Source organism: Duganella paludis, from assembly GCF_054461335.1.
Genome location: NZ_CM136922.1, coordinates 3,079,353 through 3,095,119, shown reverse-complemented (window position 1 = coordinate 3,095,119; position 15,767 = coordinate 3,079,353). Strand labels below are relative to the sequence as shown.

The following is a 15,767-nucleotide window of genomic DNA, read 5'->3' as shown; positions in this document are numbered from 1 at the left end:
GTATCGAATTATTCCGCATTGCGGATGCCGCCATTGCGCGAGGCGATCTGCGTGCCGCCCGGCAGCAACGTGGTTTTCACCTCATCCGGCGCCGGCGCTCCGTTGACGCCATTGCCACCGTTGCCGCCATTGTTGTTGACGCCGATGGCGGCGGCACCGTTGTTGTTGCCGTTGCCGTTGCCACTGCTATTGCCGCTGCCGCCACCGCTGCCGTTGTTGCCGCCGGCATTGCCACCAGCGTTCGCATCAGCCAGCAGCAGTTGCAGCCGGCTGACAGGATTGGACGGCACGCTGAAACCGGCATTGCTGCCCGCCGGCGCCGGCGGCAACACCGGATTGACCACGGAAGCGATCGTATCGATCACCGGCGCGGTCGGGATCACCGGCGTGACCGGTGGTGCTGGATCGACCGGCGTGACTGGCGGCGTCGGATCGACCGGCGTCACCGGAGGCGTCGGATCGACCGGCGTCACCGGAGGCGTCGGATCGACTGGCGTGACGGGCGGCGTCGGGTCCACTGGCGTGGTTGGAATCACCGGCGGGCTCACCACCGTCAGCACGCCGTTCACCAGATTGACCTTGTAATTCGGCAGATCGGCGCCGGCCAGCGTGATCGGATAGCTGCCCGCCGCCGACTGCGCATCGGCGCTGGTGCTGGCCGTTACCGCGCCCACGCTGTCGCCGGCCACCAGGCCGCTGACGGTATAGCCGAACGCCGGATTGGCGGCGCCCGTGTCGCGCACCTGGTTGTTGGCCGTGATGAGCAAGTCCTTCTGCCCGACGCTGGCGATGGTTTCGCCGCCGGTCGAGGCCAGCGTGTAATTGCCCGCATCCGCGCCGCTCAGCGACAGGCCGCTGACGGTGACCGTCTTGCCGTTGCCGGCGTTCTTGTCGTTGAAGGCCGCACTGCCGCCGCCCACCTGCAGCACGTCGCCGGCCAGGCGGTTGTCGGTCACGGCAAACTGCGCCACCACCGTGCCGTCGTACACCTTGTCGCTGGCGGTGACGCTGGTGCTCAGCGTGCGCGGCGCGATCGAGGCGTTTGCCTGCAGGCCGGCGCTGCTGAAGGTGTAGTTGCCGGCGTCGGCGCCGGACAACTGCACGCCGCTCACCATCACGGACTTGCCGACACCGGCATTTTTGTCACTGAACGCACCGCTGCCGCTGACCTGCACCAGGTCGCCGGCCAGCGCCGTGCTGCTGAACGCGATACTGGCGGCGGTGGTGCCGTCATAGACCTTGTCGCTGGCCGTCACGCTGGCGGTCAGCGCGCGCGGTGTGATGGCCGCGCTGCCGGCGCTGCCCACGGACAGCGTGTAGTTACCGGCATCGGCGCCGCTCAGGCCCACGCCGCTCAGCGCCAGCTGCTGTACGCCGACGTTCTTGCTGGCGAAGCTGGCTTTGCCGCTGAGCGACAGCGCATCGCCGCCGACACGGTCGTCTGTCAGGTCGACCGAGGCCGCGATGGTGCCGTCGTACACCTTGTCGTTGCCGCTGGCGCTGACGTGCAGCGTGCGCGGCGTGATGGCGGCGCTGGCGGTGCCGCTGGTGCTGGTCAGGGTGTAGTTGCCGGCATCGGCGCCGCCCAGGGTCACACCGCTGACGTTGATGGCCTTGGCCGCGCCGACATTCTTGTCGGCGAAGGCGCCACTGCCCGACAGCGTGAGGCTGTCGCCCGACAGGCGGTCGTCGCCGAAGCTCAGGCTCGCGCTGGTGGTGCCGTCGTACACCTTGCCCTGGCCGGTGGCGCTGAAGCTGAGGCCGCGCGGCGTGATGTTGCCGCTGCCGCTGGCCACATTGGACGTCAGGCGATAGTTGGCCGCATCGGCGCCGGCGATGCTGATCGCCCTCACCGTCACCGTCTTGCCATTGCCGGCGTTCTTGTCGGCGAAACTGGCCGCACCGCCGCTGACGGTGAGCGCATCGCCGCCGATACGGTTGTCCTTCAGCGTGGCGCTGGCCGCGGTGCTGCCGTCGTACACCTTGCTGGCGGCGGTGGCGCTCACCAGCAGCACGCGCTGCGTGATGCTGGCCTGCGCCGTGGCGTTGGTATCGGACAGCAGGTAGTTGCCGCCGTCCGTTCCACCCAGCGTGATGCCGCTGACGGTGACGGTCTTGCCGTTGCCGGCGTTTTTGTCGCCGAAGGCCGCAGCGCCGCCGTAGGTCAGCACGTCGCCGTTCACGCGGTCGTCCTGATAGGCGACGGTGGCGACGGTGGTGCCGTCGTACACCTTGTTGACGCCGGTGGCGGTGACGTTCAGCGTGCGCGCCGTGATGTTGCCGGTGCCGACGGTGGTGTTCAGGTCCACCGTGTAGTTCTGCGCATCAGCGCCGGTCAGCGTGGCGCCGCTGATGGTGATGCCCTTGCCGGTGCCGACATTCTTGTCCACATAGTTGGCGCTGCCCAGGGCCACCATCAGGTCGTCGCCGCTCAGGCGGTCGTCGCTCAGGGAGACATTGGCGTGGGTGCTGCCGTCGTACACCTTGTTCATGCCGGTACCGCTGATCACCAGCGTGCGCGCCGTGATGGCGGCCTGCGTGGTGGCGCCGGCCGCGGTCAGCACGTAGTTGCTCGCGTCCCAGCCACTCAACGCAATGCCGTCCATGGTGATGGTCTTGGCGGCACCCACGTTCTTGTCGGCGTAGCTGCTGCCGTTGCTGCTGAAGTTGAGACGGTCGCCGTCGACGCGGTCGTCGCTGAGGGTAACCACGGCCTCGGTGGTGCCGTCGTACACCTTGCCGGCACTGGCGATGGCCACCGTCAGCGCGCGCGCCGAGATGCTGGCCGTGGTGCTGGCGGAGTTCGACGCCAGCACATAGTTGCCGGCGTCGTTGCCGCCCAGGGTCAGGTTGCTGATGTTGATGGTCTTGCCGGCGCCGGCGTTTTTGTCGCTGAAGGCGGCGCTGCCGCTGACGGCGATGGTATCGCCGGCCACGTGGTCGCTTTCGCTGTAGCTGACGGTGGCGGCGGTGCTGCCGTCATACACCTTGTCGCTGCCGCTGACACTGACGGTCACGGTTTTCGGCGCGATGGTGGCGGTGCCGCTGGCGGTGCTCGACGCCAGCACATAGTTGCCGGCATCGGCGCCGGCCAGCGACAGGCCGCCGATGGTGATGGTCTTGTTGACGCCGGCGTTCTTGTTGGCGTAGGCGGCGCTGCCGCTGGTGTTCAGCGTCAGCTGGTCGCCGTCGATGCGGTCGTCGCCGAGCGTGGCGATGGCGCTGGTGGTGCCGTCGTACACTTTGCCTGAACTGCTGGCGGTGGCGGTCAGAGTGCGCTGGCTGATGTTGGCGCTGGTGGTGGCGCTGGTGCCGGCCAGCGAGTAGTTGCCCGCGTCGGCGCCGGTCAGCGTGATGCCGCCGATGCTGATGGTCTTGCCGGTGCCGGCGTTCTTGTCGTCGAAGGCGGCGCTGGCGGTAAAGCCGACGTTGTCGCCCTGCACGCGGTTGTCGCTGTAGCTGACGGTGGCGCTGGTGCCGCCGTCGTAGACCTTGTTCACGCCGGTGGCCGCGATCACCAGCGCACGCGCGGTGATATCGCCGCTGCCGACGGCGCTGCCCGGCGCCAGCACGTAGTTGTCGGCATCCACGCCGGACAAGCTCAGTCCATTGATGGCGATGCTCTTGCCGGTGCCGGCGTTCTTGTCGCTGTAGGTGGCGCCGGTCGAGATCACGGTCAGCTGGTCGCCGGACAGATGGTTGTCCGACAGCGTGATGGCGGCCGTGGTGGTGCCGTCGTACACCTTCGTGTTGCCGCTGGTGGTCACAGTCAGGGTGCGCGCCGTGATGTCGCCGCTGGCGTGCGCCGTGTTCGAGGCCAGCACGTAGTTGCCGGCGCCGGCGCCGGTCAGGCCCATGCCGGTCACGGTGATGTCCTTGCCGATGCCGACGTTCTTGTCGGCGTAGGCGGCGCTGCCGGTGAGGGACAGCACATCGCCGCCGATGCGGTCGTCGCTCCAGGTCACGGCGGCGGCCGTGGTGCCGTCGTAGATCTTGTCGCTGCCGGTCGCGGTGGCGTTCAGCGTGCGCGCGGTAATGTTGCCGCTGGTGGTGGCGGTGGCCGAAGCCAGCGTGTAGTTGCCGGCGTCCGCGCCGCCCAGCGCAATGCCGGCGACGCTGATGGTCTTGCCGTTGGCGGCGTTCTTGTTGTTGTAGCTGGCGCTGGTGGACGACAGCGTCAGGGTGTCGCCGTCGATGCGGTTGTCGCTCAGCGTCACGACGGCGCTGGCGTTGCCGTCGTACACCTTGTTGCTGCCGGCCGCGCCGACGCTCAGGCTGCGCGCGGTAATGGTGCCGGTGGCGCTGGCGTGGTCCGTCGCCAGCGCGTAGTTGCCGGCGTCGGTGCCCGACAGCGACAAGCCGTTGACGGTGATGGTCTTGCCAACGCCGACGTTCTTGTCGGCGTAGCTGGCGCCGCTGCTGTCCACCGTCAGCACGTCGCCGCCGAGGCGGTCGTCGGCCAGCGTGGCGCTGGCGCTGGCCAGGCCGTCGTAGGTCTTGCCGCTGCCGGTGGCGGTGATGGCCAGCGCGCGCGGCGTGATCGCGGCGGTGGTGCTGCCGGTGCTGGCGGACAGCGTGTAGTTGCCGGCATCGGCGCCGCTCATGCTGATGCCGGTGACGTTGACGGTCTTGCCGCTGGCGGCGTTCTTGTCGGTGAAGCTGGCGCTGCCGGCCAGGCTGATCGCGTCGCCCGCCACCGCATTGCTGGTGTAGTTGACGGTGGCGGCGGTGCCGGCGTCGTAGGTCTTGTCGATGCCGTTGACGTTGACGTTGAGCGCTGCCTTGGTCACGGTCTGCTTGGCGCTGTTGGCAACAAAGGTCAGCGTATAGCCCATGGCGTCGGCCAGCGAGCCTTGGTTGACGTTGTACACGCCGACATTCTTCGAGCCGTTCACCAGGCCCAGCTCACCGCTCAGCGCTTTGGCGGCGGTATCGCCGTCGATGTAGCCGGTGGCGGTGTAGGTGATGCCGCCGATCACGCCATCATAGGTTTTGGTCGACGTGGTCGCGGTCACCGTCAGGGTCGGCGCCACCGAGTACAGGAACCAGTTGCCGCTGGCCGCGTAGGCCGGCGTGGTGCCGGTGTAGCTCTGGGCATAGTGTTTTTTGTAGCTGCTGCTGGTGTTTTCCAGGGTCAGGGACGGATCGCTGGAGTACACCAGGTAGCGGCCGCTGCCGCCGAGCGTCAGGGCGTTGGTGCCGTTGTTGTTGGTGAACTTGCCCAGGCCCTTGCTGACCACGACAATCGCGTCGCCGCTGCCGCCGCTGGCCAGCCTGCCGGTGGTGCCGAACACCACGTCGTTGCCACTCTTGGCGCCGAGGTTGCGCACCTGCACCGAGTTGCCGCCATTGACAGCGGCATTGATGGTGAGCGCGCCCGACGCGGTATTGGTCTTGAAGGAGCCGGCTTGGTCGAGCGTGAGGCTGATATCCTTGGTCGCGGACAAGTCGGCGTTGACGGTCAGCACCGCCGTGCCGCTGTCGCGGTCCTTGTCGACCGGGCCGGTATTGGCGTTCGGCTTGCTGGCATTGGCGGTGAGCACCAGGCTGCTGTCGCTGCCGAACAGCGACACCTTGGAGTTGAGCACGATGCTGCGGCCGGCCTCCAGCGTCAGCGACCCGGTGGTGGCAATATCGGCGCCGGCGTTGAGCGTGATGTCGTTGCTCGCTTGCAGCGTCACCTTGCTGCCGAGGTTGAGCAGGCCGGCCAGGGAGCCGGCGGAGATCAAGGTGGTGCCGCTGCTGGCACCGGGTTCGACATAGCCGAGATCGGGCACGGCACTGCCGCCGCTTTGCAGCGCAAAAGCGTACACGCCGCCGCTGGCGCCGCTCTGGTTGGCGTCGTCGGCATAGGGGGCGCCCACGATCAGGCGATCGCCGGCGCCGTTCAACGCGACGGCGAAGCCGAAGTTGTCGTAGCTCTTGGAACCGATGGTGCCATCCGGCGCAAACGTGTAACCGCGGCCAACGGTGCTGGCCAGCGTGGCCGAACCGTAGCTGTTATTGGCGAAATCGAAAATGCGCACGCTGCCCGGTCCCAGCGTGGGGCCGGCATATTGGGGCGCATTCGGCGCACCGACCGCCAGGCGGGTGCCGGCGGCATTGAAGGCCAGCGCCGAACCGAAATATTCACCATCAAGCAGTTTCACTTGGGTATTGATGCCGCTGGTGGTGGCGTTGCTCAGCGTGGCGCCCAGCGTCGTGGTGGCGCCGGACACGGTGTACAGATACACCTTGCCGCTGCCATTGTTTTCGTTGATGGCGCCCACCGCCAGATGGCTGCCGGCGCTGTCGAGCGCCACGGCGGTGCCGAACAGGTTGCTGCCCGCGCCATTGAGCGTGTAGCTGACGCTGGCCAGGTGGTTGCTGAAGTCATTGTTGAGGCCGTAGACGGCGCCGGCGCTGTTGCCCTGGTATAGCGCGCCGACGGCCAGCTTGCCGCCGTCGCCGTTCAGGGCCACGGCGGAGCCGAAAGCGATCGCTGCGCCGTTGACGTTGGCGGTGTTGTAATGACTGCCGATGTCGATCTGGTCGGAGAGCGTGGTGAAGCCGGCCGCCGCGTAACGGTACTCATGGACGGCGCCGGCGCCGCCGTATTGGCCGGGCGCGCCAACGGCCAGCACGCGGCCGTCGCCGCTCAGCGCCACGGCCGCGCCAAACAGCGAGTCCGCAGCCAGCGCGACGTTGAGGTTGCCGCCGCCGGTATAGCCGGAACCGATGGTGCCCTTGAGCGCGGCGCCGGAAAAATCGTTGCCGTTTTCGAAAGTGTACAGCCGCACCGCGCCGGCATTCGGCGTCGGATTGGTTTGCGCCGGGGTCTGCCCCTGGGCCGCGATGGTGGCGCCGCCGTCGAAGGGCGCGCCCACTGCCAGCTGGGTGCCGTCGGCGCTCAGGGCCACGCCGAAGCCGGCGCCGTCGCCCGCTTCCAGCGTGGCGTCCGTCCCCAGCAGCTTGCTGTACACCCACTGCGCGGCGTTGCTGGTGATGATGATGTTCTTCGGATCGAGCAGCAGGCTGCCCCCGGCGCCCAGCGCCAGCTGGTCGAGGTTGACGTAGCGTAGCGACTCGGCCGAGGAAATTTCCACGGCGCCGCCGGCGGCCGCGCCGGTCGCCTTGAGCGCGCCCAGCATGGTGGTCTGGTCCTGCGACCACACGATCGCGGTGCCGCCCTGCCCGGCCGTGCCGCGCGCGCTGACGTCGATGGCGGTGCTGTCGTTGATGAACACGCTGTCGGCATTGGCGATGGCGGCGCTCTGGCCCCAGCGCTGCAGGAAGCGGTCGGCGTCGGGCGCGTCGGGACGTGCGTTGCCGCCCTGGAAGGCGCCGCCGATGCGGACCAGGCCGCCCTGCGCGCCGCCGCTGGCGTCCAGCGTGCTGCTGAACAGCGTGACATCCTTGGCGGTGACGTCGATGCGGCCGCCCGTGCCGCTGCCGCCGCGCGCGCTGTGCGCGCCGGACGAGGTCAGGCCGGCGCCGGCGCTCAGCGTGGTGCTGCCGCCATCGGTGGCGCCGTCGACGCTGGTGACGGCGCCGGTGTTTTCCACCAGCGCGTTGCCGGCGCTGTAGCGGATCACGCCGCCCGCGCCGCTGCGGCCGGCGGCGCTGGCCGTGGCCGCCGCCGACAGGTTGCCGCTGCTGCTGACCGCAATGCTGCCGCCGCTGGCGCCGTCCGCCTTGAGCGCGCCATCCACCGACACGAAGCGGCCCTCGGCCGCGATGCTGCCGCCCTGGCCGGCGGCGCTCGACGCATCGAGCGCGCCGGTGTACACCTCGTCGGCCACCAGGCGGATGCTGCCGCCGTCGGCGACGATGCCGCGCGCCTGCACGATGCCGGTGTTGTTGACGGTGGCGCGGGTCAGCGCGTCGGCCGCCGTCGCGCTGAGCAGCACGCTGCCGCCGTCGGCGCTGATGGCGCCGCTGTTTTGCGCCAGCGCCTGCAAGGCGCCGCGCGTGGTGCGCACGCCGATCAGGCCATCGCCACGCAGGTCGATGCTGACTTGCTCGCCGGCCGCCAACGCCACGCTGCCCTGCGCCGCGCTGATGCTGCCGCTGTTGCTGACCGACGGCGCGATCAGCGCCACATAGCCGCCCTTGGCCGCGTTGATGCGGCCGGCATTGCTGACGGCGCCGGCGCTGCTGCCGCCGGCGAAATCGTATTGGCCGCTGAGGAAGGCCTGGTCGGACAGGCCGAGCGAGGAGGCCGTCAGCGCGCCCACGTCGACTTGGGCGCCGGCGTTGAACAGCACGCCCTGCGGGTTGATCAGGAACACGCTGCCGTTGGACGACAGCTTGCCGTAGATCTGCGACGGGTCGCTGCCGACCACGCGGTTCAGCGCCACCGCCGACGCCGACGGCTGGTCGAAGCGCACGGCCGCATTGGCGCCGATATCGAAACTCTGCCAGTTGACGATGGCCTGGTTGGAGCTTTGCGTCACCGTCATCTGGTTGCCGCTGGTGGCGATGCTGGCTTGGCCGGCCACCAGTTGCGCGCCGCTCGGCAGCGCATTCACGGCGGGTGGCGGCGCCGCCAGGGCGCCTCCGGCCAACACCGCTCCCGCCAGCACGGCGCCCAGGCGGCGCGCGGCGCGCACGCTGGAGTTGCTCTTGCCACGGCCGCGCGCGCTTTCAGCGACGACGACCCAGCAGGCATGGACGTGACTCCAGACGAGACGGTAGAAACGGTTGGCGGAGGCGTGTTTGTGCATGGGAGATCCTTAAACCAGCAGGCTGAATTCAGCGCGGTAGGTGTTTTCGAGGGTGCGTTTTTCACCCGGGACGAGGTACAGCGCGAAATGGCCGACCACGCCGTTATCCATTTCGTAGCTACCGGCGCTGATGCCGGCGCCGCCGGGACCGGTGAACAGCAGGGAGAATTGCTCCAGTGGCGGCGCGCTGGCGGCGGCCAGCGCCAGCTTGAGGGTGGCCGCGCTGTCGGCAACGCCGGGATCGGCAGGCGCCGGCGCCGCAGCCGGCTGGGCGATCACCGCTTCCAGCTGCAGGCCGATGGCGCCCTGCTCCGGATGATTCAGCCAGAACTGTTGGCCAAGCAGCGCCTGCGCGCCGGCCTGCGACCAGCGGTAGGCATTGCCGGCGGCCGCTTCGACGCCGGTTTGCGCATCGGCCGCGCGCGCCGGCGCAGCCAGGCCCAGCCCCAGGCCGGCTCCCAGCCCGGCCAGCGAGCCGCCGCCCATTTTCTTCAACAGATCGCGCCGATTCATCATGCTGTTTCTCCGTAATGTAGGGCAGTGGCGGTCGCGCGCCACTGCATCAGGCGGTACAAGCCTGCCGTGCTGATTTCTTGAAAGCCCAGCCGCTGGTACAGCGACTGCGCCGGATTGTGGATTTCAACGTGGATGGTGACGCTGGCGTCGCTGGCCTCGGCCTCCGCCATCAGGGCCGCCAGCAGCTGCGTGCCGAGGCCGCGTCCACGCCACGGCGGCAGGATCGCGATGTCGATGACGTGGATGCGCTGCGGCATGCGCTTGACGTACAGGCGGCCGATGGCCTCGCCATCGAGCTCGATCACATCGAAACGCGCCTCAGGATGGTGCGCGTGGTAATGACGGTGTTGGGCGTCGAACTGCATGCGCACAAACGCTTCGGCCTGCGCCGCGTCCCAGCCGGTCTGGGCGATTTCGTCGGCCCGCACCGACGCATACACGCTCAGCAAGAACGCGTCGTCGTGCGGCAGGCAGGGGCGCAGGGTGCAGGCCATGTCAGCCGCGCGGCGGGAACACGCCCTGCAGCGCGATGCAGAAACTCAGCGCCAGGTAAGGCGGCAGATTGTTGTGCGCCTGGCCGGCGCCGGCCGCAGCCAGGCTACCGCGCGCCACCGGTGCGCCGGCGGTGCTGTAGACCGGCACCGACCCGGTGTTGGCCTGCGTCACCGAGACGCCCGGCGTGCTGACCGTGGCCGCCGTGTCCTGCGCCCGCATCAAGTGCGTGTGGGATGGAATTTGCGATGCGTTCAAGCTGACGCTGGCGGAACCGCCCTGTTCGCCCAGGTCGTGCAGGCTCAGGCCCGGTCCCTGTCCGGGATGCATGGGCGCGCGGCCCTGCAGGTTGGGCAGCGCGAAGATGCTCTTGCCGTCGCCGCCGTAGGTGGTGCCCAACAGCGAAAACAGCGCCGTGTTCTGCGAAATCGGCAACAGCTGCCCCTGGCAAAAGGCCCAGCCATTGGGGGCGAAGTTGAATCCGACGATGCGGATTTCTGCTACAAATGGATCTGCCATTGCGGTTCCTTAATTCTGACTCGGGAAAATGCCGAACAGGCTGATGATGAAATTGACGCACAGGTAGGGCGCCATATTGCTGTGCGGCTGGCTCTGTCCGTCGCTGGCGCCGATCGCATCGACCGCCATATCGACCGGAGCGCCGCCCGCCATGGCGTAGGCCGGCGTGCCGCCGGTGCTGGCCAGCACCCCTGCGCCATTGGCGCCATACTCGGCATTGCCACGCGCGACGGTCGACGGTACGCCGCCGTGGTTGTGCGCCGGAATCTGCTGCACGGTCAGCGTGACTTCCTCCACGCCGCCGGTCTCGGCAAGAATGTAGCCATTGCCGTTGTGAACCGGGATGCGGCCGCGCAGGTCGGGCAAGCAGTACGTCTCCTGGCCATCGCCGCCGTAGGTGGTGCCGATGAGATTGAACAAGGTCTCGTTCTCGGAAATCGGCAGCATTTGTCCCTCGCAGAACATCCATCCGGCAGGGGCGAAGTTGCCCGCAAAAATGCGAATTTCGCCTACAAAAGGTAGTGGCATGGGCTGATCCTGTGAAATGTAATTAGTTCCGGCTGGGGAAAATGCCGGTCAACGCGATAACAAAGTGCAGCGTGAGGAAGGGCTGCATATTCAAGTGGGGCTGGCTACCGCCGATATTGGTGACCGTGGCCGGCGCCAGCGTGTCGCCGCCCGCCGCGCCCAGCATGTCGCGGCCGAAGCGGCCCTTGGCCCCGAGCAGGTTGCCGGTCGGCGTGCCGGTGTTGGCCAGCGAACTGCGGCCATTGAGCGCATGCGTGTGCTGCGGCATTTCCTGCTGAGACAGCGTATGCGCCTCCTCGCCGCCGCGCTGGCCCAGGGTCAGCGGCTCGGTATCGCTACTGGTACCGTCGTAGCCCATGCTGAACGGCGTGCGCCCACGCAAATCCGGCAAGGCGAAATTAACGCGGCCATCGCCGCCGTAGCTGGTGCCCAGCAGCGAGAACAGCGCCTGGTTCTGGTTAATCGGCAGCAGCAGTCCGTCGCATCGCGCCCAGCCCTTGGGCGCAAACCCAAAGGAGAGGATGCGGATTTCGCCCATGAAGGGTTCGCTCATGTCGGTGTCCTGTCGGTGTCAGTTGAAAACTGCTTGGTAATGGATGGTCTCGCCCTGGCGGGCGACCGGGACCAGGAAAATGTCCAGTGCGCCGTGCTCGGGGTCTTCCAGGGTGTAGGTCGCCTGCGGCAGGGCCGGCAGCGGCCCGCTGAACAGCAGGTTGTACGCGTCCACGCCCGGCATGCTGGCGGTGGTGCGCTCGGCCTGCAGCAATTCCAGCACGACGCCGGAATCGCCGCTCAGGCGGAAACGCTGCTGCAGGCGCTCAGCGAAGAATGTATAGGACAAGGCGGCAACCATAATATTTTTACAATGAAAATACCGGCCATTATATATCGAATATTCCTCTCGGAAACTATCGATTTGTTGCGCGAGACGATAACCGGCCAGCCTGCAAACCGCATCAATACTGGGTTTGCGCTAATCCGTATGGCCGAAGCGGCGGCGGTAGGCGCCCGGCGTGGTGGCCGCCAAGCGGCGGAAATGGTGGCGCAGCGATTCTTCCGAGCCGAAGCCGGCGCGCTCGGCAATCTGCGCCAGCGGCACATCGGGCTGCTCCAGCATGTCCTTGACGATGGCCACGCGTTCGCGGATCAGCCATTCGACCGGGCCGAAGCCGGTGGCCTGCTGGAACTGGCGCTGCAAGGTGCGCGGGCTCATGGCGGCACGCTCGGCCATGCTGGCCACGGTGTGCGGCTGCGCCGGATGGCTGCGCAGCCAGTCCATCAACTTCGATAGGCGGCCCTGCTCGCCCTGCGCCATGGGGCGCGGCACGAACTGCGCCTGCCCGCCCTCGCGGTGCGGCGCCACCACCAGCCGCTGCGCCACCAGGTTGCCGACCTTGGCGCCGTGGTCGCGCCGCACCAGGTGCAGCAGCATGTCCAGCCCGGCGGCCGAACCGGCGGCGGTGATAACCTGGCCGTTATCCACATACAGGTCGTCGGGCTGCACGGCGATCCGTGGATAACGCCGCGCCAGCCGTTCGGCGTAGCGCCAGTGGGTGGTGGCGCGCTGGCCGTCCAACACGCCGGCGGCGGCCAGCACGAACACGCCCGAGCAGATCGAGCACAGGCGCGCGCCGCGTGCGTGGGCCGCGCGTATCCAGTCCAGCAACTGCGGCGGCGGCACTTCGTCGGCGTCGCGCCAGCCGGGGATGATGATGGTGTCGGCCAGCGCCAGCAGCTCCGGCGCGTAGGGCGCCTGCACGGTGATGCCGCCGGCGGCGCGGATCGGCCCCTGCTCCACCGCGCAGACGGCAAAGTCGTACCAGTCCACGCCCAGTTCCGGGCGCTCCAGGGCGAACAGTTCGACCGTGCAGCCGAACTCGAATGTGCACAGGCAATCGTAAGCCAGCGCCACCACCAAATGTTTTTTCATGGCGCAATCTTACCGCATCTTGGCATATGCGCCACTTCTGGCCGTGGTGGTGGCGCCGCACAATGACGTCATTGCCCACCACCACAGGAGATCAGCATGTCCCACGTTACCGCCATCCCAGCCGCCGCCAGCGCCGACGCCCTGGCCCACTTTGAAGCGAGCTTCAGCTACGAAACCGATTGCTGGGACGTGCACGATGCGCTCGCCGGCGGCAAGCAGGATTTCGTGTTGCTGGATGTGCGCGGCACGGAGAAGTATGCGGCCGGCCATGTGCCGGGCGCGCTGGACCTGGCGCACCGCAAGATCATCGGCTCGAAGATCGCCGAGTTCCCGGCCGAGACGCTATTCGTGGTGTATTGCGCCGGGCCGCACTGCAACGGCGCGGCCCGCGCCGCCGTGCGGCTGGCGCAGCTGGGCCGCCCGGTCAAGGTGATGCCGGGCGGTATAACCGGCTGGATCGATGAAGGATTCGAACTGGCGCGGGCTTAGGAACCCAGCGCTTTTTCGACGGCGCTGACCAGCTGCTTGTCGCTCGGCGTGGTCTTGCTGCCGAAGTTGGTCACCACATTGCCCTGGCGGTCGATCAGGTATTTGTGGAAATTCCATGCCGGGGCTTTGCCGGTGGCCTTGATCAGGTTGGCGAACAACGGATTAGGTTCCTTGCCCGACACCACCGATTTGGCGAACATCGGGAACTTCACGCCGTAGGTGTTGAAGCAGAAATCGGCGATTTCCTTGCTGGAGCCCGGCTCCTGCTGGCCGAAGTCGTTGGATGGGAAGCCCAGCACCACAAAACCCTTGCTGCCGTATTTGGCGTACAGGCCTTCCAGTCCTTCGTACTGGTTGGTGAAGCCGCAGTAGCTGGCGGTGTTCACCACCAGGATCACCTTGCCGGCGTACTGGCACAGGTCCTGCGGCGCTTCGTCCTGCAGGCGCTTGAAGGTTTGCTTGAGGATGGCCGGGCAGCTGGCCGGCGCAGCGGCAGCCGCAGGCGCGGCGGCAGTGACGGCCGGCGCTTGCGCCAACGCGGAAGCGCTGGCCAGCATGGTCAGCGAAGAAACGAGGCACAGCTGGGCGAAGGATTTGGACATAGTGGTCGGCCGGAAATGATGAAATTAAATTCATTCTAGTCCAATTTAGTGCCCCTCGCACGATTGACCCAGATTAAGCAAAGTTCACACAAGCGTCCTATCGTCATAGCAGTGGGACGCGGGAGGTGCTATGCGTATTTTCTGGCTGTTAATGTTGCTGGCCGGCGCGGTCCACGCGCAGGTGGCGTCGTTGCCGGCAATGCGCGCGAGCCAGGTCAGCGTCTCCGGCCTGTCCTCCGGCGCCTACATGGCGGTGCAGTTCGAGGTGGCGTTTTCGCGCACCGTGATCGGTGCGGGCGTGGTCGCCGGCGGGCCGTATTACTGCTCGCAGGGCAGCGTCTTCACCGCCACCACCAGCTGCAGCTGTACCAGCGACTTGTTCGAATGCCGCGTGCGCCCCGGCGGCACCCGCGTTTCGGAGCTGATCGCCCTCACCGACTGGTTCGCCGCATCGCAAACCATCGATCCCACCAGCGCATTGGCCGGCCACCGCATCTGGATGCTGTCCGGCAGCATCGATACGGTGGTGCCGCAGGCCGTCATGAACGACCTCAACACCTACTACCGCCACTACGTCGACGCCAGCCGCATCTTCTACCGGCGCAGCCTCAACGCCGAACACGCCATGCCCACCGATAGCTACGGCAACAGCTGCCGCTCGCTGCGTTCGCCCTACATCAACAACTGCAACTACGACGCCGCCGGCGAATTGCTGACCTGGATCTACGGCCCGCTCGACGCGCGCAACACCGGCGCGCTGCGCGGCCGCTTCATCGCTTTCGACCAGTCGGAATTCATCGCCCTGCCCGGCTGGCACGGCATGGCGGATTTCGGCTACCTCTACATTCCGCAAGCGTGCGGCATCAGCGCGGGAGCGGGCTGCAAGCTGCACGTGGTGTTCCACGGCTGCCAGCAAAATCCCGACAGCATCGGCGCCGATTTCGTGCGCCACGCCGGCTACAACGCCTGGGCAGACAACAACCGTTTGCTGCTGCTGTATCCACAGACCGCCGCCACCTTCACCAATCCGAATGCGTGCTGGGACTGGTTCGCCCACGACGACACGCGCTACGCCCAAAAAACAGGCCGCCAGATGGCGGCCGTCAAGCGCATGGTGGACCGCCTGACCGGCACTAATCCACCGTGAAGGACGACAGGTCCGGATGCGGCGGCGGGTAGCTGAGTTCCATGCCTTCCAGCGTTTCCAGCAGCAGGCTGGCGATCACCAGGTTGCGATGGGTTTTGGAATTGGCCGGCACCACGTACCACGGCGCGTGCGGGACATTGGTCTCGCGGATCGCCTTTTCGTAGGCGCGCAGGTAGTCGTCCCACTTCGCGCGTTGCTTGATGTCTTCCGGATTGAATTTCCACTGCTTGTCCGGATCGTCCAGCCGCTCCTGCAGGCGCTCGCGCTGTTCTTCCTTCGAGATGTGCAGGAACACCTTGACGATCACCGTGCCGGTTTCGGCCAGCATGCGTTCGAAATCGCGGATCTGCGCGTAGCGGCGCTTGCATTCGTCGTCGTCGATCCAGCCCTGCACCCGCGTGATCAGCACATCCTCGTAATGGCTGCGATTGAAGATGGCGATCTCGCCCTTCACCGGTACATGCTGGTGCACGCGCCACAGGTAGTCGTGCGCCAGTTCGTTGTCGGTCGGCCCCTTGAAGGCCACCGCGCGCAGGCCCATGGGGCTGATGCGGCTGAACAGCGCGCGCACCGTGCCGTCCTTGCCCGAGGTGTCCATGCCCTGCAGGACCAGCAGCACCTTTTGCTGGTGCTGCGCATACAGCTTGTCCTGCAGCGCGGCGATGCGGTCGATCAGCGCGGCGGTGCGCTCAAGATCGAGCGCTTTGCCGCGCGACTTACCGAGCTTGGGATTGGCGGCGCGGCTGGAGAAGGTGGCGTCGTCCGCATCCTCGTCGCGCAGTTTGAGTTTGGCGGAGGCGCGGAAGCGCTGGCGGGCATCATGTGTCATTGCCTCAGGA

General features: G+C 67.2%; 12 protein-coding genes. 2 read left to right on the top strand and 10 right to left on the bottom strand.

The window, feature by feature from the left end; genetic code table 11:
• Positions 1-8: 8 nt before the first annotated feature.
• The 8 genes from ACXZ1M_RS13840 to ftrA all read right to left on the bottom strand — a co-directional run bounded on the left by ACXZ1M_RS13840 (position 9) and on the right by ftrA (position 12,690).
• Positions 9-8,705: a YDG domain-containing protein gene (locus tag ACXZ1M_RS13840; RefSeq protein ID WP_459053710.1), complete on the bottom strand. Its 8,697-nt coding sequence runs from the start codon at positions 8,703-8,705 to the stop codon at positions 9-11.
• Positions 8,706-8,714: 9 nt separating this feature from the next.
• Positions 8,715-9,221 (bottom strand): DUF6916 family protein, encoded by a 507-nt coding sequence (locus ACXZ1M_RS13835; RefSeq protein ID WP_459053709.1) that lies wholly within the window; start codon positions 9,219-9,221, stop codon positions 8,715-8,717.
• Positions 9,218-9,715, bottom strand: coding sequence for a GNAT family N-acetyltransferase (locus ACXZ1M_RS13830; RefSeq protein WP_459053708.1), 498 nt, complete (start codon positions 9,713-9,715; stop codon positions 9,218-9,220). The genes ACXZ1M_RS13835 and ACXZ1M_RS13830 overlap by 4 nt, the downstream gene beginning before the upstream one ends.
• A gap of 1 nt (position 9,716) precedes the next feature.
• A complete protein-coding gene (locus ACXZ1M_RS13825; protein ID WP_459053707.1) occupies positions 9,717-10,232 on the bottom strand; it encodes a phage tail protein in 516 nt (171 codons plus the stop codon).
• Between the two features lie 9 nt (positions 10,233-10,241).
• Positions 10,242-10,730, bottom strand: a complete 489-nt coding sequence (locus ACXZ1M_RS13820) for a phage tail protein (RefSeq protein ID WP_459054013.1) — start codon at positions 10,728-10,730, stop codon at positions 10,242-10,244.
• 52 nt (positions 10,731-10,782) lie between these two features.
• Positions 10,783-11,313 carry a phage tail protein gene (locus ACXZ1M_RS13815; RefSeq protein ID WP_459053706.1) on the bottom strand — a complete coding sequence of 177 codons (531 nt, stop codon included), beginning with the start codon at positions 11,311-11,313 and terminating at the stop codon, positions 10,783-10,785.
• Between the two features lie 18 nt (positions 11,314-11,331).
• Positions 11,332-11,601, bottom strand: a complete 270-nt coding sequence (locus ACXZ1M_RS13810) for a DUF6916 family protein (protein WP_459053705.1) — start codon at positions 11,599-11,601, stop codon at positions 11,332-11,334.
• 132 nt (positions 11,602-11,733) lie between these two features.
• Entirely contained in the window at positions 11,734-12,690 is a 957-nt protein-coding gene (gene ftrA / locus ACXZ1M_RS13805; protein ID WP_459053704.1) for a transcriptional regulator FtrA, read from the bottom strand.
• Positions 12,691-12,786: 96 nt separating this feature from the next.
• On the opposite strand from ftrA, the gene ACXZ1M_RS13800 reads away from it, so the two are divergent.
• The gene (locus ACXZ1M_RS13800; RefSeq protein ID WP_459053703.1) at positions 12,787-13,179 is read left to right on the top strand and encodes a rhodanese-like domain-containing protein; all 393 of its coding nucleotides are present in this window, start codon (positions 12,787-12,789) and stop codon (positions 13,177-13,179) included.
• Here the strand turns inward: ACXZ1M_RS13800 and ACXZ1M_RS13795 are convergent.
• Positions 13,176-13,781 carry a glutathione peroxidase gene (locus ACXZ1M_RS13795; protein ID WP_459053702.1) on the bottom strand — a complete coding sequence of 202 codons (606 nt, stop codon included), beginning with the start codon at positions 13,779-13,781 and terminating at the stop codon, positions 13,176-13,178. The two genes, ACXZ1M_RS13800 and ACXZ1M_RS13795, sit on opposite strands and share 4 nt — an antisense overlap.
• A 130-nt stretch (positions 13,782-13,911) precedes the next feature.
• On the opposite strand from ACXZ1M_RS13795, the gene ACXZ1M_RS13790 reads away from it, so the two are divergent.
• Positions 13,912-14,928, top strand: a complete 1,017-nt coding sequence (locus ACXZ1M_RS13790; protein WP_459053701.1) for an extracellular catalytic domain type 2 short-chain-length polyhydroxyalkanoate depolymerase — start codon at positions 13,912-13,914, stop codon at positions 14,926-14,928.
• Here ACXZ1M_RS13790 and ACXZ1M_RS13785 read toward each other — a convergent pair.
• Positions 14,915-15,757, bottom strand: a complete 843-nt coding sequence (locus ACXZ1M_RS13785; RefSeq protein ID WP_459053700.1) for a PPK2 family polyphosphate kinase — start codon at positions 15,755-15,757, stop codon at positions 14,915-14,917. The two genes, ACXZ1M_RS13790 and ACXZ1M_RS13785, sit on opposite strands and share 14 nt — an antisense overlap.
• Between the last annotated feature and the right edge of the window lie 10 nt (positions 15,758-15,767).

Excerpts from the sequence above, each read along its gene's own strand:
- ACXZ1M_RS13840 (WP_459053710.1), bottom strand. The coding sequence starts at position 8,705 with ATGCACAAACACGCCTCCGCCAACCGTTTCTACCGTCTCGTCTGGAGT.
- ACXZ1M_RS13835 (WP_459053709.1), bottom strand. The coding sequence starts at position 9,221 with ATGATGAATCGGCGCGATCTGTTGAAGAAAATGGGCGGCGGCTCGCTG.
- ACXZ1M_RS13830 (WP_459053708.1), bottom strand. The coding sequence starts at position 9,715 with ATGGCCTGCACCCTGCGCCCCTGCCTGCCGCACGACGACGCGTTCTTG.
- ACXZ1M_RS13825 (WP_459053707.1), bottom strand. The coding sequence starts at position 10,232 with ATGGCAGATCCATTTGTAGCAGAAATCCGCATCGTCGGATTCAACTTC.
- ACXZ1M_RS13815 (WP_459053706.1), bottom strand. The coding sequence starts at position 11,313 with ATGAGCGAACCCTTCATGGGCGAAATCCGCATCCTCTCCTTTGGGTTT.
- ftrA (WP_459053704.1), bottom strand. The coding sequence starts at position 12,690 with ATGAAAAAACATTTGGTGGTGGCGCTGGCTTACGATTGCCTGTGCACA.
- ACXZ1M_RS13800 (WP_459053703.1), top strand. The coding sequence starts at position 12,787 with ATGTCCCACGTTACCGCCATCCCAGCCGCCGCCAGCGCCGACGCCCTG.
- ACXZ1M_RS13795 (WP_459053702.1), bottom strand. The coding sequence starts at position 13,781 with ATGTCCAAATCCTTCGCCCAGCTGTGCCTCGTTTCTTCGCTGACCATG.
- ACXZ1M_RS13790 (WP_459053701.1), top strand. The coding sequence starts at position 13,912 with ATGCGTATTTTCTGGCTGTTAATGTTGCTGGCCGGCGCGGTCCACGCG.
- ACXZ1M_RS13785 (WP_459053700.1), bottom strand. The coding sequence starts at position 15,757 with ATGACACATGATGCCCGCCAGCGCTTCCGCGCCTCCGCCAAACTCAAA.